We start from the raw sequence: 22,000 nt of genomic DNA, 5'->3' as shown, positions 1-22,000 counted from the left end.
AGGCTGATACAAACACCTGCCATGCCACATATTTGACTTAAAGGCTGCACATGAGTTCTAGACTATTAGAGCTATTAGAACTTAAAAGAGCACGAGGTCGTGCGCCTTGTTCGCCAAACCGGGGGAATGAACGATGTCTGAAGACCATGCCGAGACAAAAGTGAAAGACCCTGTTTGTGGCATGGACGTTGATCCCCATGCTACTCACCACCGTGCCAATCACGCGGGTAAGACATGGTACTTCTGCTCAGAAAAGTGTCAGGAAAAGTTTGTTGCCAAGCCTGATGCGTATCTTGAGCCAAGCAAACAGTCACAAGCGTCAGCACCCTCGGGATCTATTTATACTTGCCCGATGCACCCAGAAGTTCGACGAGAAGGCCCAGGCGACTGCCCAATCTGCGGCATGGCGTTGGAACCTGAGACTGTGTCTGCCGACACCGGCCCTTCGGACGAACTCAAGGACATGACCCGGCGTTTCTGGATCGGCCTCGTACTGACCCTGCCCGTGTTTGCCCTAGAAATGGGTGGCCACGTGTTTGGCCTTATGCATTTTATTTCCCAGCAAACCTCTAACTGGGTTCAACTGCTGCTGGCAACGCCGGTAGTCGTCTGGGCAGGTTGGCCATTCTTTATACGCGGATGGCGTTCGTTAGTGCATCGCAGCCTTAATATGTTCACGCTAATCGCGATCGGTACCGGCACCGCGTTGATCTACAGTTTGCTGGCCACCCTCACACCGGGCATCTTTCCCGACACCTTCCGTCAAGCCGATGGCTCGGTGGCCGTTTATTTCGAAGCTGCAGCAGTGATTGTCGTTTTAGTTTTACTGGGGCAAGTATTAGAACTACGCGCTCGTGAAAAAACCTCTGGTGCTATTCGTGCTCTGCTCGACCTAGCACCCGCTACCGCTCGACGCCTTGATGATCAGGGCAATGAGGAAGATATCTCTCTTGACCAGGTTCAGGTAGGGGACCGTCTCCGGGTGCGCCCCGGCGATAAGGTGCCATTAGATGGCGAAGTGATGGAAGGTCGCTCCAACGTTGACGAATCCATGGTTACCGGCGAACCACTAGCGGTGAAAAAGGAAGTCGGCGATGGCGTCATTGGCGGTAGTATCAATGGTCAAGGATCCTTTGTCATGCGCGCTGACAAGGTGGGCCAGGACACCATGCTGTCGCAGATTGTGCAAATGGTCGCCAGCGCCCAGCGCAGCCGCGCACCCATTCAAGGGCTTGCCGACAAAGTCGCCAGCATCTTTGTACCCGTCGTTATTCTCATTGCCGTTGTGGCTTTCATCGCCTGGTCATTGTGGGGCCCTACCCCGCCGATGGCGTTTGGCCTGATTGCGGCGGTTAGTGTTCTGATCATTGCCTGCCCGTGCGCGCTAGGCCTCGCTACCCCCATGTCGATTATGGTCGGTGTAGGGCGCGGTGCCCAGTTAGGTGTGTTGATCCGCGACGCCGAAGCTCTTGAACGTCTAGAGAAGGTCGATACCGTCGTCGTCGACAAAACCGGCACGCTTACCGAAGGCAAACCTCGAGTGACCGAGTTGATTCTCACTGAGGGCATTGCTGAATCGGAGCTTTTGAGCTTGGCAGCTAGCCTTGAGCGAGGCAGCGAGCATCCCTTGGCCCATGCGATAGTCGAGAAGGCTAAAGAGGCAGAGGTAAAATTAACAGAAGCGTTGGACTTTGAGGCTCCCAACGGCATGGGCGTTATAGGCCAGATAGATGGCAAGCGTATTGCCCTGGGCAATCGGCTCTTGATGGAAAGCGAAGGCGTTAACACCCAGTCTCAAGACACACATGCCGATCAATTGCGCAGTGACGGTGCTACGGTCATCTTTGCGAGCATCGACGGGAATTTGGCTGGTCTTCTCGCCATTGCCGATCCGGTCAAGGAAACCACCGAAGAAGCCATCCGCTCACTACAGGCTGACGGTATTCGAGTGGTGATGCTGACAGGCGATAATCGTACCTCCGCAGAAGCTGTGGCGCGTCGGCTAGGCATTGATGAGGTCGAAGCTGAAGTGCTTCCAGAAGACAAGGGCCGGGTGATTCAGCGTCTCCGCGATGAAGGGCGCATTGTTGTCATGGCCGGCGATGGCGTGAATGATGCCCCCGCACTGGCAACAGCAGATGTCGGCATTGCCATGGGAACCGGCACCGATGTGGCGATAGAAAGTGCTGGAATTACCCTACTGCGTGGGGATCTTACCGGTATTGCCACGGCACACCAGCTTTCAAAAGCCACCATGCGCAATATCCGCCAAAATCTGTTTTTTGCTTTTGCCTACAATGCGGCAGGTATTCCCATTGCTGCTGGAATCTTGTACCCCTTCACCGGCATTTTGTTATCGCCAATAATTGCTGCAGCAGCGATGTCACTCTCTTCAGTAAGCGTTATCGGCAATGCTTTACGACTTAGGATGATAGTTATTAAGTAAAATATCTAAGTGACTAAATCGGAGATAAATCGCGCAGGCGTGCACTGTGGATATTATCCACAGTGCACTAGCCCGAACATTTTGATCTCAACATTTTCCTCAAATGGGTTGTTTGTCATGACATCATGGACAACCCAAACTGACGAACTGCACGGTAAAAATTTTAAGGCCTATCAAGCAGCTGACATAATAATTTTGAGCCTTAATTAACTTTGCTTTACAGAGTTAAAGTAACGAATGGCCGCTTTGGGTCCTGGCCGTGTGAAAACAGAAAAAATCTGGTCTGACTCAAGAACCTTCACCCTTTATTCGTGAGCCTCGTTTTCATTCCGCCTTATCTCCCGCACGTTGGCCTTTCTACGACTTAATAATCATCACATCCACCCCGGCACCTAGAATACTTCAAAGCGATCTCTTGGTTGATAAGGCTCGTAATGCCGCCAGGGGAAGCACTTTCGGTAGGCGGCCACTCGCCCTGCCCAAATGTGACACTTCTACCAGCGTCATCCTCGAAAACGAACTATAAGTCGTCTGTCGTCTCGCGCAATTCTGCCAGCTCCGGCGTCATGCGGACGGCAAGTTGGCCATCGTCTTGGCGTATTATGGCGCGGGCAATGACCGGAGTGATCTGCTCATCGACGTACGGGCCACCACTGTGGATGCGGATTGTCACAGCAAGAAGGATGGCGAACGAGACCATCAGCGTAGCCAGATGGAAGACCAGGACTGCTCGCACGTATCGCAGGAACGAGGGACAGCCCCGTCCGGCAGGGTGCGGTCTAGCAAGACCAGGTCGAAGGAAGCAAGCATCAACGCCTCGCGCGCGGTGGTCAACCGGGCCCGCAAGGGATATGGTGTCCGGTTGACCGCCTGGTTATGGGCCCGTTCACCCATTGTTTTGGCACCCGATACCGGATGCCGACTCCTTGATACTTTGCACCAACAGAACCCATGGCGCTACGAACCAGAACACTGAATGTGCAGGTTTACCCGGAGGACTCGCCGGATGGCATGATTGGGTGCCTGTCCACCAACCGGCTTCGCTTCCTACCGGCTAGTTTTCCGGTGCTCCATCGCTGCGGCGATGCTCTCTTCGTTCTCCTCGCCCCAGCCGCAAAGCGGCTCCATGGCCCGCACCAGACTTGCCCCGAAGGGCGTCAGCGAGTAGTCGACGCGCAGCGGGATCTCCCCATAGTCGGTTCGCTGGACGATGCCGTCGGACTCCAGCTCCTTCAACTGCTGGATCAACATTTTGTCGCTCACGCCTCGGACGCTTCGCTTGAGCTCGCCGTAACGCGTCGGGCCCTTGTTTAAAAAGAACAGAATCAAAGGCTTCCACTTCCCGGAGATCACGTGCAGCGTCGCATGCAGGCCGCAAATGAAACGTGGGTTTTCTGAGTTTTCTTTCGCCATAACGGATACTTACCAAAAGGTGCATACTTGAACATTTGTAAGTGGGTATATACCGTAAAAGCGAACCGAGTCAATACACACGGAGACCCAACCATGAGCCGGCTAAACGGTAAAATCGCACTGATCACAGGCGGAGCCAGCGGCATCGGCCTGGCCTCGGCCCAACGCCTCATCGACGAAGGCGCCTTCGTCTTTATCGCCGGACGGCGCCAGGACGTCCTCGACAACGCGGCTGAGGCACTGGGATCCAGCGCCCAGGGCGTCCAGGCGGATGTGACAAAGCTAGAGGATCTCGACCGCGTCTTCGAAACGATCCAGAAAGAAAAAGGACACCTGGACGTACTGGTAGCCAACGCGGGCGTCGGCGAATTCGCCAGCCTGGGACAGATCACCGAGGAGCACTACGACTACATCTTCGACATCAACGTCAAAGGCACCCTCTTCACCGTCCAGAAGGCCCTTCCTCTGATGACGAACGGCGGCTCCATCATCCTCACCGGTTCCACGGTCGGCAGCATGGGCACCCCCGCGATGAGCATCTACAGCGCCTCCAAGGCGGCCGTCCGAAACCTGGCACGCAGTTGGGCCCATGATCTCAGGGGCACCGGCATTCGCGTGAACGTCATGTCTCCTGGCCCGACCAAAACAGACAAGCTGACGGAACTGCTCCCATCCGAAGCCCTGAGCGAGATGAAACGGACCGTACCGCTTGAGCGTCTGGGCGATCCCAAAGAAACCGCAGGCGCGGTCGCGTTCCTGGCGTCCGACGATAGCAGCTTTATGACGGGGAGCGAGGTGTTCGTTGACGGGGGCTACGCGCAAGTTTAGGGGCTAGGCGAAGAACGGGGGGCAATGAACCAAAAGGGGTCAGATAGATTTTAAATCAGTCAGCTTGGTTAAAAACAAATCAACCTGCCCCATTTACATTGATCAAAATAAAATCGATCTGACCCCTTTAATTTTGGTTTCCCTTACACATAACGCAGAGCGCACCGGTGGCCTTGGCGCAGCGAAGCGGAGACAAGGGCATCCGAGTGACGCGCATTGTTAGAGAATCCTCGAGGATTACTCGTGCTGTAAGACATTAATGAGCTTCCCGAATGGATCTCGTACATAAAACCGGCGGACACCCCATGGCTCACTTACTGGTCCGTACTCAATTGCAATATTTCCGCCTGTCACTCTCTCCAAAGCAACCTCCAAGTTATCGACTTCTATAGAGAGATCAGGGACTGGCGTGCCAGAGCCACCTTCCGACGCCACGCTTACCTGAGTGGTCATTTCCTCGCCCGAGCTATAGGTCCTTATCCACCCATGATCCATCACAACCTTGAGCCCAAAGATGTCCGCATAGAACCTCTCTGCTTCTGATGGGCTAGCTGCCGCGATATTGGAGACTATGCGTTTTACTATCATTCTGGCTCCAAAAGGTTGAACTCAACTCGCTCTAACAGGTATTAGACTGCCCACCCTATGATTGGATAAACGTGCCGGCACGTTTATCCGACAAATGCAGCCTACAAAATCCACTCTAAGTCATTGATAGACATGGTTGCTAATTTTTATTAGGAAAAATATCCAAGATTCGCGCGACTGCTGCATTGCCCGGCACCTCCGCCTTGGGCGGTTACCTGTCTTACTGCTTTAACTGATCCACCTACCCAATCCAGATTAGCACAGTGTGCTTAGGACAGCTGATGATCTTAAGTTTCGGCTTTCAACGCCGACGCTGTCAGTTAAGCAGGAGCTGCTAGGGATAAAAAAAGCTCTCAGTAAACGCGATATCCGCGCCCATTCGTTGCCCTTGCGAGGACGCAAACGGGTTGGGATATTCAGACGCAGATGCGGGAAGAAGTAACGTTAACGCTGGGCGGGTTAGCTGCTCAGCTATCTCAGCAATTAACTGATTGCAGGCAATAGCCATCACCTGGGTGATGGCATAGTTGCACGGGATGGGGATAACGCGGGGTTGGAGAGATTGGTGGTCGGCTGCTTACCGCTTTCCCCTCCACTTACGTGGATCAATGCGGCCTTCATACATGGGTAATTCCAGCACTAGGTCATCGTCTCGGAACTGAGACCACATGCGGTTCAAGCCTGCAGTGCCGAAGGTACGCACCCGCTCAACCTCCTCCAGGTTGAGTACATCAGTAAGAATGCCTGGGGTAGCGCCGGACATCCTCGCGCGGATGCGGCCTTCGGGGTCGACGATCAGACTCTGACCTTCCCCCGCAGGCGCGGCTGAATTAGCGCTCACCATATACACCTGGTTGAAAATAGCATTGGCCTGCACAAGGATTTGCTCCTGAGCGCGGTCGCAGGTGGTGGTGGCCACTTGGTTGATGATCACCTCCGCCCCCAGCCACGCCAGTTGACGCACCATCTCGGGAAACCAGATGTCGTAGCAGATGGCCAGGCCGACCCGGCCTATGCCCGGCACTTCGAACACTTCAAAGCGATCTCCCGGCTGATAGGGCTCGTAAGGCCGCCAGGGGAAACACTTACGGTAGGCGGCCACTCGCTCACCTTCGGGCGAATACACCGGCGCGGTGTTGTACAGATGCCCGTCCTCTCCCCGCTCGCATACTGTGCCGGGCAGCAGCCATACTCCCAGGTTGCGGGCGATACGTGATAAGTGCTGGTCACGGGGGCCATCGATCGGTTCAGCAGCAGCTTCCAGTTGCTCCCTGCGCTGCTGAGGCGTACCGGTGGCACCGCATAGATGAAGCTCCGGATAAACCACCATCCTTGGCTGTTCAAAATCAGCACCGAAGTCACTCAGGTGTACCGCCAGCTCGGCCTCGAAGTCCAGCAGTTCGGAGTCAATGCCGTGCGGCCGCGAGGCCTCCTGCACCACAAGGACAGGCAAATTTCTGGACATGGTAGATCTCCGTTTAAAGGGTCGCTTTTACTGAGGTGGGCGCTGACTCGGGCTCGGATTCATCAAAGGCCACTTCCGGCGGTTCGCGACGGAAGAATCGAGTAAGGTAGGCCAGCTGGGCGAGACCAATGGAAAGCCAGATCAGCCCAAGAATAAAGGCGTTGATATCCAGCTTACTCATCAGCCAAAGGTTAACCAGGGCACCGATGAGCGGCACCAGCATCCCTCTAATCACACCATACTGGCGCTTTGCATCGGCATCTTTGCTCACCAAAAAGATCACTGACAGGTTAACCATCGTAAAGGCGATGAAGGCACCGAAGTTGATGAACGAGGCGGCAGATAATACATCGAGAAACAAAGCGATGATGCCAATGGCACCCGTTAACACAATATTGAATACAGGCGTATGGAAACGCGAGTGCAGCGCACCGAACAGCTTAGGCGGCAGTACCGCGTCCCGCCCCATGGCAAACAGCAGCCGAGAGGCACTCGCTTGGGCGGCTAGGCCAGACGTGAATTGGGCAAGCACCATACCGGCCAGAAAGATAGCCCCGAAGAGATCCGCACCGATGGTCGTGGCAATTTCAAAGGCAGCGGAGTCGGCATTTACGAAACTGCCACCTGGGTGAACCAGTTGAGTTGTGTAACCTACCAGCACGTAGATACCGCCACCGATCAGTGCAGTCAGCATGATGGCTCTGGGAATATTACGCTTTGGCTCGATGGTCTCCTCGGTCAGCGTGGTAACGGCATCGAAACCAAGGAAAGAGTAAGCGGCCACCGCTGCGCCCGCGGCAATCGCGGTGAAACCAGCCTCTTCACCCAAGAACGGCCCCAGGCTAAAAAGCGAATCAGTGCCACCGGTCGCAAATACGTGACGAATTGAAAGCAGTACGAAGAACGCGATCACCAGTATTTGGAAGACCATCAGCAACGAATTCACTTTGGAAGCAAGCTTGATGCCGTAGATATTCAAGAAGGTGGTGATACCGATGAAGCCGAGCAGGAATATCCAGCTCGGCACTTCAGGAAAACGCGCGTTCAAGTAAGCAGCACCGATCAACCAGATCACCATGGGCAGGAAGAAATAGTCCAGCAGCACGCTCCACCCCACCATAAAGCCAACACGCGAGTCGATGGCTCTGCGTGCGTAAGTATAGGCAGACCCGGCTACCGGATAAGTACGCGCCATAATGCCGTAGCTGTATGCCGTGAATAGCATGGCGACGGTAGTGATGAGGTAAGCAGTGGGTACGGCGCCATTGCTAGTGCTGGCAATCACACCGAAAGTGCCCAGCACGATCAATGGCGTCATGTAGGCAAGGCCAAACAACACCACGGCTTTTAGGGATAGGGTTCTTTCCAGTTTGATATTGTTATCCGTCATGATCCATCTCCAGGAAACGTTGGAACCGACAGCGGGCAATCGCTGAGTCGGCACAAAACGAAGAGGTGGTTTATCAAGCCAGCCGCCGAGGCTAGACCAGCTTGCTACCGTTAATGATCGGCTAATAACCCTCAGTTGCTAGCGTTGCAGCTGTCCAGCTAGACTGAGATGCCTAGTAGCCAACCTATCTAGAACGGTATTGGCAGCTCATCGGATCGTATATAACCCCAGCGTGGTATGGGCCTGCGGATGTGGAATTGGTGACTCATAGCGAAATTGACGAAGTACTGGCCAATACCCTCATGGCGTTGGCGACCCCTGCGTTGCCTCAACACTTCTCCACATTGGTGAAACGTCTAGCGGCATTCGATAACTTGATCATCATCGCTTATCACGGCGAACACCGGCCAGCGGTGCTCTATCGGGAATACACCGACCCTGTCGTTTATCTACCGATGGATAGCCAATATCTAGGGGGAGATTACCTGCTGGATCCGTTTTACCGCGAGCACCTCAGAGGCGGTGTTCAGGGTATACGCCGATTGAGGGATATAGCGCCCGATCACTTTCGACGCACGCATTACTATAAGAATTACTACCAGCAGACCACACTACTAGACGAGGTAGCGGTTTTCGCCAATATCACTGAGAGTGATACGATAACCGCTTGTTTCGGTAGGGATCGTTCCAGTGGTAAGCCCTTTAACAGGCGTGAGCTTGAGGTTCTGCAACAGTACGAGTTAACCCTCAGCTCGTTGCTGAAAAAACACTGGCAAGATTACCGCTCTGACGATGTGATGAAAGCGGCACCAGCCCCTTTAGAGGAACGTCTGAGAGAGACGCTGAATCAGCAACACAGCATCCGGCTAAGCCCGCGCCAGGCAGAGGTGGCGCTGTTTATTCTAAGAGGCCACTCATCCCTATCGATCAGCCTACACCTGGGCGTCAGCCTTCAGACAGTTAAGGTCTTCCGCCGCCAACTCTACGCCAAGTGCTGCATCTCCTCCCAGGCGGAGCTGTTCGCGCTGCTTATGCCGCTGTTCGCTCGGCTGACCGAGCACGGATGACACCTTTACCTCGGGGCAACGGTTTGCATTCTAGCGCTTGACCGCCGTTTACCGAGAGCAGCTGAGATCGCCCTCTTCACAACTAGCATGCTCACGCAGTTGCTCGGTACGTTCCGCTGTCAGCGTTTCCAGACAGCCGTTACGCACCATGGGTTGGGCGCTACCGCCTTCCACAGCACTACTTTCAAACGCGCACTCAGCATCACGAAAGCCGATCCACGCCCGCTGCGCCGCTCTGAGCTTTTCGAGTGACGCTGAATTGTCCTCCAGACGGCTAACAACGGTTTGGTAAACCGCGTTGAGCTCGTCATCCGCCGCTTGATAGGCCTGCGCCGTGCACTGGTTTAGCTCGGTTTGCGTATTGGCGCTAGCACACGAATCATCCGCGGTAGCAAAGCTATTTGATAGCAAAAACCCGACACTCAGAAAGAGAGACGATAAGCGCATAGTGACACCTCTTGATGCTGGTTAAATCCGAACCGGAAAAAGTTAGAACATGTCCACGAAGCTGTATTTACCCTGTACTAATAAAGCAAAGCGCTGGCATCTCGGCCAGCGCTTTCTAGGTACACATCAAAAGATGTTTTTCGCTTAGGCGGTAACCGCTAGTGCGCAATCATTTCTTCGACAATCTCTTCACCGCTCAACTCGTATGGGTAATAAGTCGGCCAGTTGGTAACTTCTTCTAACAGCGCCTCACGGTCATCGCCCCAATAGAGATGGAAGTGATGCGCATCGGTGGGGTAAATACTGTGGTCACTAAATTGGATGTATTGGGGTAGATCATCGGATGCTTCTTCAAGCGCGTAGATGAACCGCACACCCCGGTTACCGGCTTGGTAAGTTAAAATTTCATAGCCATCGTATTGGTATTCACCCGTGCGCTCTTGGCCATTTTCAAAGAAAGTGACGTCGCTTCCATCAATAACGATACGCTCTACATCCGTTTGATAACCGGTATCGTAATACGCTTTATACTCTTCGGCGGACTTGTCACCATTGTCTGCTTTATGCGCAAACACTTCGTCAAGGGTGCCATCTTGTAGGTAGGGATAAACGGACTGCCAATCACCCTCCCAGTCAGATAGCGTGCGATCCTCAACCTGGTCGTCATCAAAATAGCCCGAATAGATATCGCTATCGTGGTCGTGGTCGTGGTCGTGGTCGTGGTCGTGGTCGTGGTCGTGGTCGTGGTCGTGGTCGTTATGAGTATGGTCGTGATCATGCTCATGGTCATGATCGCTGGCGCTAACGCCTTGAACGCCCGTTAGTATCAGTGCACTCAATACAAGCGCGCTGGCGGCCTTAAGTGGCAATGGTGTCATATTCAGTTTTCCTTTGGCTGCTCGTGAAACAAGTCGCCAAAAAAGATACAATATAACATACCAACCAATCAAGCTCGTTTTTTACATTACGCGAATAAACACCTATAAAGCTAAGGGATTGATCGCAGAGCTTTTGCTGATCTAATAACAGGCGCAGCTGTGCTTAATGGAAAATATTTTTTGGCAGGCACAAACGCATCGGGCCCCGCCTAAGCGGGGCCCGATCATCGAATCTAAACGATTCGAGAACTTAAATAATCGCTAGGATTAAGAAAGCAGCTTAATGTTTGAAGCTTGAAGGCCTTTCTGACCTTGGGTAACGTCAAAAGAGACGTTAGCGCCTTCAGGCAGAGTTTTGAAGCCATCAGACTGAATTTCAGAAAAATGAGCAAAAACGTCATCGCTGCCGTCAGAAGGAGCAATGAAACCGAAACCTTTAGAATCGTTGAACCACTTAACTGTGCCAGTTGCCATGATATTAAATCCTTTTCGCAAGTCGCGAATTGTAGAAATCCTGGTATTACCCAGATAAATAGTGAGTAGAACAAGGAATACAATTACAGACTACCGAAAGAATTCGAATGTTTCTGGAACCATGCTTGCTTGCTAACTTACTAACTGCCGACATCCTGCCACGTGGGCAGTCGCAGGTCAAAGCCTTTGTGCTTTTTAATTTGTTGTTCTGCCTCTTATAGCCGTTTAAAAACCGCGCAAATTCGCAAAAATAGCCTTAATCTTGCCAATGAGCCAGGCACTACTAATCCGACCGCCTGGCGCGCTTTGCTTGCTCGCTAAAACCCGCTTCATTCGCGGCCTGGTGAGCATTCTGGAAGAGGTTTCAACATGCTATACGGACTTAGTTTATTGGCGGGTATCGCCCTTTTGACACTTGGAGGGGAGTCGCTTATCCGCGGCGCGGTGGCGGGTGCGCGAAGAGTCGGCGTCTCGCCACTGTTAACAGGGTTGGTGGTGGTTGGTTTTGGCACCTCGGCCCCTGAACTTGTCGTCTCGATTGATGCCGCGATTAACCAGCAGCCTGACATTGCGGTTGGCAACATCGTGGGCAGCAATATCGGCAATATCTTATTGATTCTAGGCCTATGCGCGGTTATTTGCCCAATGGTGGTTCAGCCTTTAGCACTGCGCCGGGATGGGCTGGTCGTGGTATTGGCCAGCCTGCTGTTTATTGGACTCTCCTTCGGCGGCGCACTGGGTCGCATCGATGCAGCAATTTTTATAGCGGGCCTGGTCGGCTATCTTGTTTGGGCCTACTTAAGTGAAAGCCGTCAGCACATTCCCGCGGCGGAAATGCACGCTTCAGAAGCGGAGGAGATGACCAAACTACCCACTACAGGCTGGATGATCGTCGTAGCGTTAGTGATTGGCTTGGGCATGCTGATTGGCGGGTCACAGCTACTCTTATATGGCGCCATTGGGTTGGCCCAGGCCATGGGCATTTCCGAAGCAGTCATCGGTTTAACCATCGTCGCCGTTGGTACCTCACTGCCGGAGATGGCCGTGTCGGTGGTTGCTGCGTTACGACGTCATGCGGATGTTGCCATCGGGAATATTCTGGGTAGCAATATTTTCAACCTGTTAGGCATCCTGGGTATCTCCGCGTTTTTACAGCCGCTGCCCCTTGCGCCACGCGTGGCCCTGTTTGACCAGTGGGTAATGCTGGGAGCTGCTGGCATACTGGTGCTGTTTTTGTATACCGGTATGCGCCTGTCTCGCTGGGAGGGAGCCGCACTGCTTGCAGGCTATGCCGCTTATATAGCGTTAAGCTTTACGATTTTTTGAGATGGCCTAATCATTGATTGCGCTGAGCCAAAAACCCATCGTTTTTGGCTCAATGACTTGATTGTTTATCGTGGAGAAACGTCACTGTGCACATTGCAACCTTGGGGCCTAGTGGCAATAACCATGAACTGATTGCCAAGCGCTATCTCAGAATGCGTTGCTCAGGCGAAGGCAGCGTGACTCTGTTTAGCCAGTTTGAAGCGGCCTTTCAGGCGCTCCTCGCGGGTCATGTGAGCCACGTTCTACAGTGCACCGCCCATGCAACGCATAGCGACTGCGTGGGCCGCTATATGCATCGAGCCTATCCCGTAGACACCTTTATAGCGGGCAGCAAGCCGCTGGCGCTGATTGCCCAGCGCGACTCTGTTCGCCCCACCCAAGTAGCGCTACAACCAGCGACCCGCTACTACACCGACTTAACGGCCTATACAGAGATCATAGACGCCCCCACCACAGTGGCGGTGGCAGAAGGGCTTCTTGCGGGACGTTTTGAGGCGGGCATTTGCGCTGAAGAGGTGCTAGGCCAAGCCCCCGAGCAACTGCGTTTGGTGCAATCACTGGGGCCTGCGCTGGATACCTGGGTAATATTTGCCACCACTCCACTAGCAGCCTCTTCGCCGCTACGGTTAGACGCTGACGTTTAAACAACCGGGCTAAACCACAAAGATCAGGATAATCCCTCCCACGGCCAACGCGCTCCGCTGCCAAAGTGCTTTTCGTGCAATCACCCCGTAAGAGATCGCCCCTAAACCAATCGCCACTTTTAGCGCATACAACAAGGCGCCGGAAGGATTGAAGGCCAGTTGGATCATCTCTGGGTTGGCCACCATGGCTAGAGGAATAATATACAGCCCTATTCCTAACGCCATGGCTTTGAATGCGACTTTTAGCCAGTTCTCCCCCACCATGCCCGCAGCAATGAACACGCCGCCACACACCGGCGGCGTGATCGTCGAGAGCAGCGCGTACCAAAAGACAAAAAGGTGCGCCAGAAGCGGTTCCAAACCTAGCGAGGTCAGGGCAGGCCCGGCGACAGAGACACAAATCACATAGGCGGCGGTGGTGGGCACCTCCATGCCTAAAATCAAGCAGGCGAGCGCCGTTAGTAGCAAGGCTGGCCAGAGCATGTCGTTGGAGAGCGATAGAATGCCCGAGGTGATCTTGACGCCCAACCCTGTCAACGACAGCACGCCGACCACCAGCGAGGCACATAGAATAATGGAACCAATGACGGCAATCTGACGCCCAGCGGTGACCACTGCGTCGGATAAACGGGTGGCAAAGCCGGGGAGCGAAAAGCGCAGCGTCACGTTAAAGAAGAGCAGCGCAATGCCCGCGAAAATCGCAACACTGGCGGCGTACTGAGGGGTAAAACCGCCATTAAAGATGCGCTCTAACAGCAGCACGAAGGGGATGGCAAAAAACAGCGAGGTAATCAGCACCTCTTTCGCGTTGGGTCGCTCGCTTTCGGCCACGGGCTTTAGATCATGCCGGGTCGCATAGGCATTAATACCCACCCAGACCGTCAAAAAGTACAGCACCGCTGGAAGCATCGCCGCGGCCATGATCTGGGTATAGGGCGTGCCCGTCAGTTCCACCATCACGAATGCCCCGGCGCCCATCAGCGGCGGCATAATTTGCCCGCCGGAGGAGGCAACGGCTTCCACCGCACCCGCCAGCGAACGCGGGTAACGCAGGCGCACCATGGAGGGAATGGTAACTGCCCCAGTGGAAGCGACGTTGGCAGACGCCGAGCCGGAGATAGAGCCCATCAGCGCCGACGAAATCACCGCCACTTTAGCGGCCCCACCGGTGAGCCGCCCCGCCACCGCACTGGCTAGGTTCATAAAGCCCTGGCCCGCCTCTCCCGCATTGAGCACCGCGCCGAAAATCACAAAAATCGCCACCACACTGACGCTTACCCCCGTCAGCGAACCCCATAATCCACCTTCGGCAATCGTGAGCGTACCCACCATACTGGCCAGCGGCAGCCCAGGGTGACCAAAAGCGCCTGGAATATATTGACCGAAGGCGCCATACATCAACGCCAGCAAGGCAACCAGCGGCAGAGGCCAACCGATGGCTCGGCGCGCCGCTTCAAGCGCTAGAGCAATCAAAAACAGGCCAATCCCCATCTGTAGGTGGGTATCAATAAAGCCGTACTGGTTGGCTAGCGCAGCTTCGTTAAACGCAATATAGCCACAGGCAACAACACCCAATACCGTCAGCAGCCAGCCGCTGACTCGCTGCGCTGGTGTATTGGCCATATAAATCAGTACCCATGGCAACAGCAGCGCCATATGCAACGGCCGGCTGACCAGCGCAGGCGTTAAACCATAAAAAATCAAGCCAAGATGGAATATTACACTGACCGCGCCTAACGCCATCCAGCCAGGCGCTACTGAGCGATCATCCTCAGGGGTCGACGCCTGTGAAGAGGTAAAAACACGCATGCCACACTGCCTATCAATACTGCATCAATACAGGACTGCCACAGCGCAAGCACCGTGGCAGCAAGAAGATGGATAATGGAAGAAAACGACTAGCGCAGCGCGTCAGGTACCTCGACACCCGCTTCCTCGTAGTAACGCAGCGCGCCTGGGTGAAGCGTGCCGGTCATGTTTTCCAACATACCAGGGCTAATACTGCTCCACCACGCCGCCTCTTCGGCCATGGCGTCGCGGCGCTCCCAAAACGTTTTGGTCAGCGTGTAGGCGGTGTCATCGTCCATATACGTTGTGGTGTAGGCGATCACCGGTAGCGATGTGGTTTCAACGTCTTTATCCACGCCGGGATAAGTGCCGCCGGGGATCGTTTGGCGTGGCGCTCCCGTTTGCTCGATTTGTTGATCAGTCAGGCTAACCAAGGTCACTGGCATGCTGGCAGCTGTCTCAATCACATTGGGTGAGGGAAAGGAACTGGCGGTCACAAAGCCATCAATCTGGCCATTTTTAAGCGCATCGGGGCCGCTGCCCATCGCTGCATCGGCAATTTTCACGCTCTCTTCCAGACCAAACAGTTCCAGGTAACGAGCCGCTTCACGGGCGCCAAAGGTGCCTCGACCAATCAATAGGTGCTTGCCTTCCAGCGTGGAAATATCGGTTACGCCATCATCACCGGCTAATACAAAGTGCATGGTGATAGAGGGGATCGGGAACAACCCCCGGATCTCTTGAAAACGCGGATTCTGACGCTCGGCAAAGGCACCCTCCCCACCCATGGCCTGATCGACTAACGCGGGCGGCGTGGTAAATACATAGTTGCCCTGGCGAGCCATGACTTCCATCACGTTCTGTACCGAACCCTGGCTTTCTTCCAGGGTAAGGATGATAGCGTCATCGGTTCCCTGGCGAATCGCTTCTGAGAGTTCTACGCCCATTTGATAATAGGCGGTACCCGCTGAAGCCGATTTATAGGTCACACGCGTTTCTGCGTGGGCGGAGAAGGCGGCACCTGTCAGCACTAACGTAGTAGCCGAGACGAAAAGCGTGCGGTGTAGGGAGCGAAAGGGATTGCGCATCGTTATATTCCTCAACGTATCCAGCGGCCACTTCTAATCGGCCTCGTTTTTATCTTACCCAGTTGTTATATGACCAAGCTGAGAGCGTGGTGCGCATTAAAATAGCACGACTGCCCTCGGACAGGCACTCTCCGCGGTCGCCCTCCCCATGCCCTCCAGGGTGTTTTATTGACATCTAATATTAGCTTAAAAAGATATAAATTCTGAATCTTTTTCAACAATGCTATGCGTCAATAGTATAATTCTTAAACCGCTATTAACTTTTTTATAAAACTATTACTGCACGATTTACCATTACCTAAAAGATTAATTTCCTAAAAAAAGATGCTATTACCTTAAGAAGAACTACTTCCGTTCGTTTTAATAAGGTATTGCGGCGCAATATAGACTGATAAAATGAGGCCGCTTTTATACCACTCCTGACAACTTAACCATGAGGAAGAACGTCACATGCCTACGTTGTGCCAACCCTCTTGCCAGCCTCGATTATATCGTCGCTGGCTTTTTTTGTTAGCGGCCTTACTATTAGGCGTAAGTCCCAGTGCATTTGCAGTGACCGGTGAACTAGATCTAACCACCTCTACCGTTGGCTTTTTTGCTGTTGCGATTTTCGTCCTGGCGTATGCATTAGTCATGGCGGAAGAAAAGATCCATATGCGCAAGTCTAAACCGGTGTTGGTGGCAGCCGGTATCATCTGGAGCCTCATCGGCTGGGTGTATGTCCAAAACGGCATGTCGGACGCGTCTGAGTACGCTTTCCGCGTCACGCTGTTGGAGTTCACCGAGCTGATGCTGTTCTTGCTGGTGGCCATGACCTATATCAATGCCATGGAAGAGCGTCGGGTCTTCGATGCATTGCGTTCCTGGATGCTGCGTAAAGGCTTTAACTACCGAACCCTTTTTTGGCTGACCGGCGGTCTCGCCTTTGTGTTATCCCCCATTGCCGACAACCTTACCACCGCACTCTTGATGTGCGCGGTGGTGACCAAGGTGGCCGAAGGCAACCAGCGCTATATCAACCTGGCCTGTATCAATATCGTGGTGGCCGCCAACGCGGGGGGTGCGTTTAGTCCCTTTGGCGATATCACCACTCTAATGGTATGGCAAGCGGGCATGGTGGAGTTCCAGGAGTTCTTTATTCTGTTCTTCCCCGCCCTGGTCAACTTCCTGATTCCTGCCTCTATCATGAGCCTGTTTATCAAGGATGAAAAGCCCGCAAGTGTTTATGAAGATGTGTGGATGAAGCGTGGCGCCCGGCGCATTGTGCTACTGTTTTTATTGACGATCGTGACCGCCGTACTGTGTCACGTTGTGCTCCACCTACCGCCGGTGTTGGGCATGATGACCGGCCTGGGCTACTTGCAGTTCTTTGGTTACTACCTGCGCCGCAGCCTGCCGCGTTCGCTGGAGCGCAAGCGCGAGCGTTATAGCCGGCAAGGGGACAACCGCAAGCTGGAGCAGTTGGGTAGCGTGGTGCCGTTTGACGTCTTCAACCGCGTAGCGCGGGCCGAGTGGGATACATTGCTGTTCTTCTACGGCGTCGTTATGTGCGTTGGCGGGCTGGGTTTTATGGGCTATCTCGGCTTGCTTTCAGAAGCGCTGTATACCGGCTGGAACGCCACCGCGGCCAACATTGTATTAGGCGTTGTTTCTGCTGTGGTGGACAACATCCCCGTGATGTTTGCGGTGCTGACCATGGAGCCTGATATGTCCCATGGCCAGTGGCTACTGATTACCTTAACCGCTGGCGTCGGGGGCAGCCTACTATCGATAGGCTCCGCGGCCGGTGTGGCGGTTATGGGTCAGGCAAGGGGTTCCTATACTTTTATGGGCCACTTGCGCTGGTCGCCGGTTATTCTGCTCGGCTACATCGCCAGTATTCTGGTGCATATGTGGCTCAACGCTGAGAGCTTTACGCTCTTCAGCTAAGCCCGATCAAAAGAGAAATAGATGGCACTATTTCTTTTCCTTGTATCTCTTTACCCCTTTTCAGCGTGCTGGAAAGGGGTTTTGGTATAGCCGTTTAATAGCTTTCGAAAAGATACTCAATGGGTGTCGGGCGGCCAAATAGATAGCCCTGATAGCGGTAACAGCCGTGGCCTCTTAGCCAATCGAACTGCTCTTTTTTCTCCACTCCTTCCGCGACCACGGTTAAGCCTAAACTTACCGCAAGTAGAATCGTGGTATCGACAATCGCTGCGTCTGTCTTATCGGTCAGCAGCTCGCGAATAAACGATTGGTCAATTTTCAATTCATCCAGCGGTAAGCGCTTCAGGTAACTCAGCGATGAGTAACCGGTACCAAAGTCATCCAACGCAAAGCGAATCCCCCTAGCACGCAGTTTCAACATCGTGCTACGCACCCTCACCGGCTCGTGCATCAACAGGCTCTCGGTGACTTCAAGCACCAAGCGGTTCGGCGGCGCCAGGGTTTCTGCTAATAGCTCTTCAACATCACGTACAAACTCCGGCTGCTGAAACTGCACTGAACTCACGTTGACGGAAATACTTAACGGCGCATAGGCCGGTTGATGAGACCATTTCGCTAGCTGCTCGCAAGCTGACCGCAGCACCCAGTAACCGATCGGCACAATCAACCGATTCTCTTCCGCAAGCGGGATAAACGTTGCGGGGGATACCCAGCCACGCTGAGGATGATACCACCGCAGCAGCGCTTCAACGCCGGTAGTCACGCCCTGATGGTCGACCTGCACTTGGTAATGCAGCGCCAGCTCGTTGCGCTTGAGCGCCTGATGCAAATCGGCTTCTAAACTGGCCCGTTCCAATACGCTGGTCTGCATTTCGTTGTTAAAAAAGCGCAGCGTATTGCCGCCCGCGCTTTTCGCCTGCTGCAACGCCATATCTGCCTGTTGCAGCACGCTATCCATACTGTACTCGCCAGCTCCCGTAAACAGCGAAATGCCAATGCTGGCACTGATTGGTAACGAGTGACTGCTTCTTAATTGCGCAATGACTTCCAGCAGTTGCCGCCCCACACGCTCGGCTTTTAGTGCGGCGTCTTTTTGTTCCTCGCCCAGGTTCTTGATCAGCACCACAAACTCATCGCTACTGAAGCGGGCTAGCGTTACCTCTTCATCAAGCCGCTGGCGTAGCTGTTCAGCCACGCTGACCAAAAGCTGGTCACCACTCTCATGGCCCTGAATATCATTCACTAAGCGAAAATTATCCAGGTCGATCACCAGTACCGCACTGAAAAATATAGTCCACTCATCATGATCAATGGTAGCCGTTAAGGAGTCCATCAGTAGCCGCCGATTGGGCAGCCCGGTTAGCGAGTCATAGAAGGCTAGGTAGTGGGTGCGTGACTGCATTTCGAGGTAGTCAGTCAGCTCGGTCGAAATACCGCACAGGGAGGGAGGTGCGCCTGGGGACATGGAAAGCGGCATTTTAATCGATAAGAACGTTCTTACCTGGCTTTCACCCCGCAAAACGTTGCTCTCTTCTACCGTTACTTTTTTCCCCGAATCTAATACGTTGCGATCAACCTGGTTGATTTCCGCAGCGCTCCCGGCATCAAAAAACGCCGCATCGCGCTTACCGATAATTTTGTCGGCAGGCAGGCCAAATAGATCGCTCATGCGACGATTAACGTATTGATACTCCAAGCTTGGGGATTTGATATAGATAAAGGCATCGACGCTATCCAGAATAGTCGCCAGCATCTCTTTATTGGATTGCAGTAACGCCCGGTTATGCTGCATGCGCCGCTTGAGCAACAGGTTGCCCAGCAGCGCCAAAAGAAGGAACACAAGCAGCAAGGCGATGCCCCATCGCCCCAAGTAGCTGTCAATGCTGCGCAGAAGCTCCGCCGGAAGAGCTGCAGACGAGGCAAAATAGTACATAGTGGCTGTTCACTGGCCAGGCATGGTCAGCGGGCCCGCCCGCTCGACCACTCGCTGCCAGGCAGCGTCTTTTTCAATACGTGACACAAACGCAGCGATGGCAGGATACTTTTCCAACGACTGCACGGCGGCCATGGCCTGTAACGGGAAACTCATTTGAATATCAGCACCACTGGGCCACGGCCCGGCAAAATTACCCTGCGCCAACAAGTGCTGGTTTATGAAGTTCAGGTGCTGTTTAAGCTGCGGTGCTAAGAAGCGCTTGCTTACCGTATCGCTAATTCCCTTAGCCAGTGGCTTAATCAGCCAGGGCGACTGTTTGGGAATTTGACTAAACACAAGCTGCATCACCAGCAGCGGCATTAGTGACCCTTCGGCATAGTGCAACCAGTAGCGGTAGTCCACCCACGCACTCATATCACCGATGGGAGGCTGACAGCGCCCCTGCCCATAGCGTTGAACAAGGTAATCTATGATGGCGCCTGATTCGGCCACGGTAAAATCGCCGTCGGTAATCACCGGAGATTTACCCAGCGGGTGAATTTTTTTCAGCGAATCTGGCGCTTGCTGGGTTTTGCCATCGCGTTGGTAAACCACCAACTCGTAGTCCAGTTCAAGGGCTTCAAGTAGCCACAGGATGCGATGCGAACGAGACTTTTCCAGATGGTGAACGTGGATCATAAACACTCCGTGGGGCTGAGTCGCGCGCCAGCATTGCACTGGCGACACGTATTCCTTTTCTAATGGCACATTTAGCTTAGTACCATAAAGCCCATCATCATAGGAGCATTAGTATCAACGCAACGTCAAAATTAATGCTTATTAATTAGGTGCGTTATAAACGGTGCGCATGGCGCCAACGCGCCAGCAGATCCAGCGGTGACCACTTACCTTGCAGCCAGGGCGCTAGTAAACGCATAGAGAGCGGAATAAACACAAATACCATCACTGGCGTCAGCATTAGGGTACTCACCACCACCCGCGGCAGCAACGCCCAATCAGCCAATACGCCGCCGAACACAAACTGAAAGATCAGCGAGATAGGAAAGAAAGCCAGCCAGACAGCCACGGCCTGCTTCCAGCGCGGCGGTGCACTGCTGCCGGTTTGAAACCACGCATCCAACCCGGTGGCCCGGTGCTCATGGGGCGCCTCATATAAGCCTTTACCACGCGCCAACCACGCATGCCGTGAAGCGGAGTGCTCCCAAGCGGCTAAGGTCTCGCTGCTGCTAAAGCGGAATATAATCTGGTATTCATCGTCATCAGCCGGTGGCGACAGTACGCCAGAACCGAGGTAGCCAGCGAAGTCGGCCGCCAGTTCGCGCCCTTCATTAAGCCAACGATTAAAATCGGCGTAGCGGCCGTGCTCAACGCGACGAGCCACCATCAACGTGACGGGTGAGGCAGACATGGTATATCTCCTAATGTGTCGACAGCCAGCGCCGGGTAGGCAGGCTGTTTGCTTTCAAGGGGATAACCCTGAAAGTCCAATTGGCACATTATACAAGCAATGTTGATGCCATGTGATGAATGATGCGCTATACCCGTTGGCGCGACATGGATTCGCGCCCAGGCACAGGGTGGGGGCGCTCGCCGCGTTGAAAGGCGCATACATGAACATAGATATCCACAGCGCTGCGAATGGCATCGGCCTCTTGGGCGTCGGGCTCTACTACCGGGCCGGTATACTCACCTTCGCTACGCAGCACAGCCTCTAACTCGGTGCGGTAACGGTCGAGCAGGTGCTCCAGGTTGATGCGTATACGATGAACTTCCAGACCAAACGCTTGGCGTTGATCGGTGCGTTTAAGGATGTCCAAAGGATTTGAAGCGGCTTCGATCAAGCTTTCTAACGTAGCGAAAACTAACTTTTCAGCACTGTTTAAATTAGGAATAATGGAATAAATGAGGTCATTTAAAGTGATCGGTGTTCCATGGCGGTGCATAGGCGGTTCAACGTCCGGTTAAGGGGTCAATGCTAATAAATCGGCCCTGCTCAGAAAAACTTAATCGATAAATACCGCGCACACCGTCCCGGCCCACCACCCGCCGAATTGCTTCGGCGGGAAATATCACCCAACGGCCATCTACGCTGCGGGTTCGCACGTTGGCGATACGCCCTTCGTAATGGGCTAGACATTCATCATAATTAAGATTAATGACCACATCAATGGTTTGCATAGGGCAGGGATAGACTTGGCATAGGCTGGCATCGTGTCAGAAAAGTGTTGGCATCGCACAGCGCAAACTTGCACTGTCGGCGTTGCTCGCTAATACTTCATGGTATCCCAACTCG

General features: G+C 53.7%; 21 protein-coding genes. 6 read left to right on the top strand and 15 right to left on the bottom strand.

Annotation, left to right across the window (positions count from 1 at the left end):
* Positions 1-133 precede the first annotated feature (133 nt).
* Positions 134-2,446 carry a heavy metal translocating P-type ATPase gene (locus HALTITAN_RS17750; protein WP_039859986.1) on the top strand — a complete coding sequence of 771 codons (2,313 nt, stop codon included), beginning with the start codon at positions 134-136 and terminating at the stop codon, positions 2,444-2,446.
* A 520-nt stretch (positions 2,447-2,966) separates the two neighbouring features.
* On the opposite strand, the gene HALTITAN_RS25620 is transcribed toward HALTITAN_RS17750, so the two are convergent.
* Together HALTITAN_RS25620 and HALTITAN_RS17735 are read right to left on the bottom strand one after the other, a co-directional pair.
* Complete coding sequence (locus HALTITAN_RS25620; protein WP_155705665.1) at positions 2,967-3,119, bottom strand: hypothetical protein; 153 nt, start codon at positions 3,117-3,119, stop codon at positions 2,967-2,969.
* A 374-nt stretch (positions 3,120-3,493) separates the two neighbouring features.
* Positions 3,494-3,859, bottom strand: coding sequence for a winged helix-turn-helix transcriptional regulator (locus tag HALTITAN_RS17735; protein WP_039859982.1), 366 nt, complete (start codon positions 3,857-3,859; stop codon positions 3,494-3,496).
* Between the two features lie 93 nt (positions 3,860-3,952).
* Between HALTITAN_RS17735 and HALTITAN_RS17730 the strand changes: the two genes are divergently transcribed.
* Entirely contained in the window at positions 3,953-4,687 is a 735-nt protein-coding gene (locus tag HALTITAN_RS17730; protein ID WP_039859979.1) for an SDR family NAD(P)-dependent oxidoreductase, read from the top strand.
* A 237-nt stretch (positions 4,688-4,924) separates the two neighbouring features.
* Here the strand turns inward: HALTITAN_RS17730 and HALTITAN_RS17725 are convergent, their stop codons facing one another.
* The 3 genes from HALTITAN_RS17725 to HALTITAN_RS17715 all read right to left on the bottom strand — a co-directional run bounded on the left by HALTITAN_RS17725 (position 4,925) and on the right by HALTITAN_RS17715 (position 8,130).
* Positions 4,925-5,275, bottom strand: a complete 351-nt coding sequence (locus HALTITAN_RS17725; RefSeq protein ID WP_027958216.1) for a VOC family protein — start codon at positions 5,273-5,275, stop codon at positions 4,925-4,927.
* Between the two features lie 577 nt (positions 5,276-5,852).
* The gene (locus HALTITAN_RS17720) at positions 5,853-6,740 is read right to left on the bottom strand and encodes a carbon-nitrogen hydrolase family protein (RefSeq protein WP_009287906.1); all 888 of its coding nucleotides are present in this window, start codon (positions 6,738-6,740) and stop codon (positions 5,853-5,855) included.
* Positions 6,741-6,753: 13 nt separating this feature from the next.
* A complete protein-coding gene (locus HALTITAN_RS17715) occupies positions 6,754-8,130 on the bottom strand; it encodes an APC family permease (protein WP_039859977.1) in 1,377 nt (458 codons plus the stop codon).
* A gap of 260 nt (positions 8,131-8,390) precedes the next feature.
* Between HALTITAN_RS17715 and HALTITAN_RS17710 the strand changes: the two genes are divergently transcribed.
* On the top strand, positions 8,391-9,197 hold the full coding sequence (locus HALTITAN_RS17710) for a LuxR family transcriptional regulator (RefSeq protein WP_223828037.1): 807 nt from the start codon (positions 8,391-8,393) through the stop codon (positions 9,195-9,197).
* A 48-nt stretch (positions 9,198-9,245) separates the two neighbouring features.
* Here the strand turns inward: HALTITAN_RS17710 and HALTITAN_RS17705 are convergent, their stop codons facing one another.
* The 3 genes from HALTITAN_RS17705 to HALTITAN_RS17695 all read right to left on the bottom strand — a co-directional run bounded on the left by HALTITAN_RS17705 (position 9,246) and on the right by HALTITAN_RS17695 (position 10,996).
* Positions 9,246-9,644: a lysozyme inhibitor LprI family protein gene (locus HALTITAN_RS17705; RefSeq protein ID WP_027958212.1), complete on the bottom strand. Its 399-nt coding sequence runs from the start codon at positions 9,642-9,644 to the stop codon at positions 9,246-9,248.
* Between the two features lie 158 nt (positions 9,645-9,802).
* Positions 9,803-10,522 carry a metal-binding protein ZinT gene (locus HALTITAN_RS17700; RefSeq protein ID WP_039859975.1) on the bottom strand — a complete coding sequence of 240 codons (720 nt, stop codon included), beginning with the start codon at positions 10,520-10,522 and terminating at the stop codon, positions 9,803-9,805.
* Between the two features lie 267 nt (positions 10,523-10,789).
* Positions 10,790-10,996 carry a cold-shock protein gene (locus tag HALTITAN_RS17695; RefSeq protein WP_007111857.1) on the bottom strand — a complete coding sequence of 69 codons (207 nt, stop codon included), beginning with the start codon at positions 10,994-10,996 and terminating at the stop codon, positions 10,790-10,792.
* A gap of 369 nt (positions 10,997-11,365) precedes the next feature.
* Between HALTITAN_RS17695 and HALTITAN_RS17690 the strand changes: the two genes are divergently transcribed.
* Both HALTITAN_RS17690 and HALTITAN_RS17685 read left to right on the top strand, forming a co-directional pair.
* Complete coding sequence (locus HALTITAN_RS17690; protein WP_009287904.1) at positions 11,366-12,322, top strand: calcium/sodium antiporter; 957 nt, start codon at positions 11,366-11,368, stop codon at positions 12,320-12,322.
* A gap of 86 nt (positions 12,323-12,408) precedes the next feature.
* Positions 12,409-12,966, top strand: coding sequence for a hypothetical protein (locus HALTITAN_RS17685; RefSeq protein WP_009287903.1), 558 nt, complete (start codon positions 12,409-12,411; stop codon positions 12,964-12,966).
* A 9-nt stretch (positions 12,967-12,975) separates the two neighbouring features.
* Here HALTITAN_RS17685 and HALTITAN_RS17680 read toward each other — a convergent pair whose 3' ends face one another.
* Positions 12,976-14,775 carry a TRAP transporter permease gene (locus tag HALTITAN_RS17680; RefSeq protein WP_009287902.1) on the bottom strand — a complete coding sequence of 600 codons (1,800 nt, stop codon included), beginning with the start codon at positions 14,773-14,775 and terminating at the stop codon, positions 12,976-12,978.
* 89 nt (positions 14,776-14,864) lie between these two features.
* Positions 14,865-15,842, bottom strand: coding sequence for a TAXI family TRAP transporter solute-binding subunit (locus tag HALTITAN_RS17675; protein WP_039859972.1), 978 nt, complete (start codon positions 15,840-15,842; stop codon positions 14,865-14,867).
* Between the two features lie 450 nt (positions 15,843-16,292).
* On the opposite strand from HALTITAN_RS17675, the gene nhaD reads away from it, so the two are divergent.
* Entirely contained in the window at positions 16,293-17,771 is a 1,479-nt protein-coding gene (gene nhaD, locus HALTITAN_RS17670) for a sodium:proton antiporter NhaD (RefSeq protein WP_009287900.1), read from the top strand.
* Between the two features lie 94 nt (positions 17,772-17,865).
* Here nhaD and HALTITAN_RS17665 read toward each other — a convergent pair whose 3' ends face one another.
* The 5 genes from HALTITAN_RS17665 to HALTITAN_RS17645 all read right to left on the bottom strand — a co-directional run bounded on the left by HALTITAN_RS17665 (position 17,866) and on the right by HALTITAN_RS17645 (position 21,885).
* The gene (locus tag HALTITAN_RS17665; protein WP_009287899.1) at positions 17,866-19,704 is read right to left on the bottom strand and encodes a putative bifunctional diguanylate cyclase/phosphodiesterase; all 1,839 of its coding nucleotides are present in this window, start codon (positions 19,702-19,704) and stop codon (positions 17,866-17,868) included.
* A gap of 9 nt (positions 19,705-19,713) precedes the next feature.
* Positions 19,714-20,385 (bottom strand): glutathione S-transferase, encoded by a 672-nt coding sequence (locus tag HALTITAN_RS17660; RefSeq protein ID WP_027958206.1) that lies wholly within the window; start codon positions 20,383-20,385, stop codon positions 19,714-19,716.
* 154 nt (positions 20,386-20,539) lie between these two features.
* Positions 20,540-21,115 (bottom strand): antibiotic biosynthesis monooxygenase, encoded by a 576-nt coding sequence (locus tag HALTITAN_RS17655; protein WP_009287898.1) that lies wholly within the window; start codon positions 21,113-21,115, stop codon positions 20,540-20,542.
* Between the two features lie 127 nt (positions 21,116-21,242).
* The gene (locus HALTITAN_RS17650) at positions 21,243-21,650 is read right to left on the bottom strand and encodes a hypothetical protein (protein ID WP_022520745.1); all 408 of its coding nucleotides are present in this window, start codon (positions 21,648-21,650) and stop codon (positions 21,243-21,245) included.
* Between the two features lie 7 nt (positions 21,651-21,657).
* Positions 21,658-21,885: a DUF2835 family protein gene (locus HALTITAN_RS17645; RefSeq protein ID WP_022520746.1), complete on the bottom strand. Its 228-nt coding sequence runs from the start codon at positions 21,883-21,885 to the stop codon at positions 21,658-21,660.
* Positions 21,886-22,000: the final 115 nt, after the last annotated feature.

It is taken from the genome of Vreelandella titanicae BH1, assembly GCF_000336575.1.
In the GTDB taxonomy this organism is placed as follows: domain Bacteria; phylum Pseudomonadota; class Gammaproteobacteria; order Pseudomonadales; family Halomonadaceae; genus Vreelandella; species Vreelandella titanicae.
Note: the sequence above shows the minus strand (reverse complement) of the source record. Positions and strands in the feature narration are given on the sequence as shown.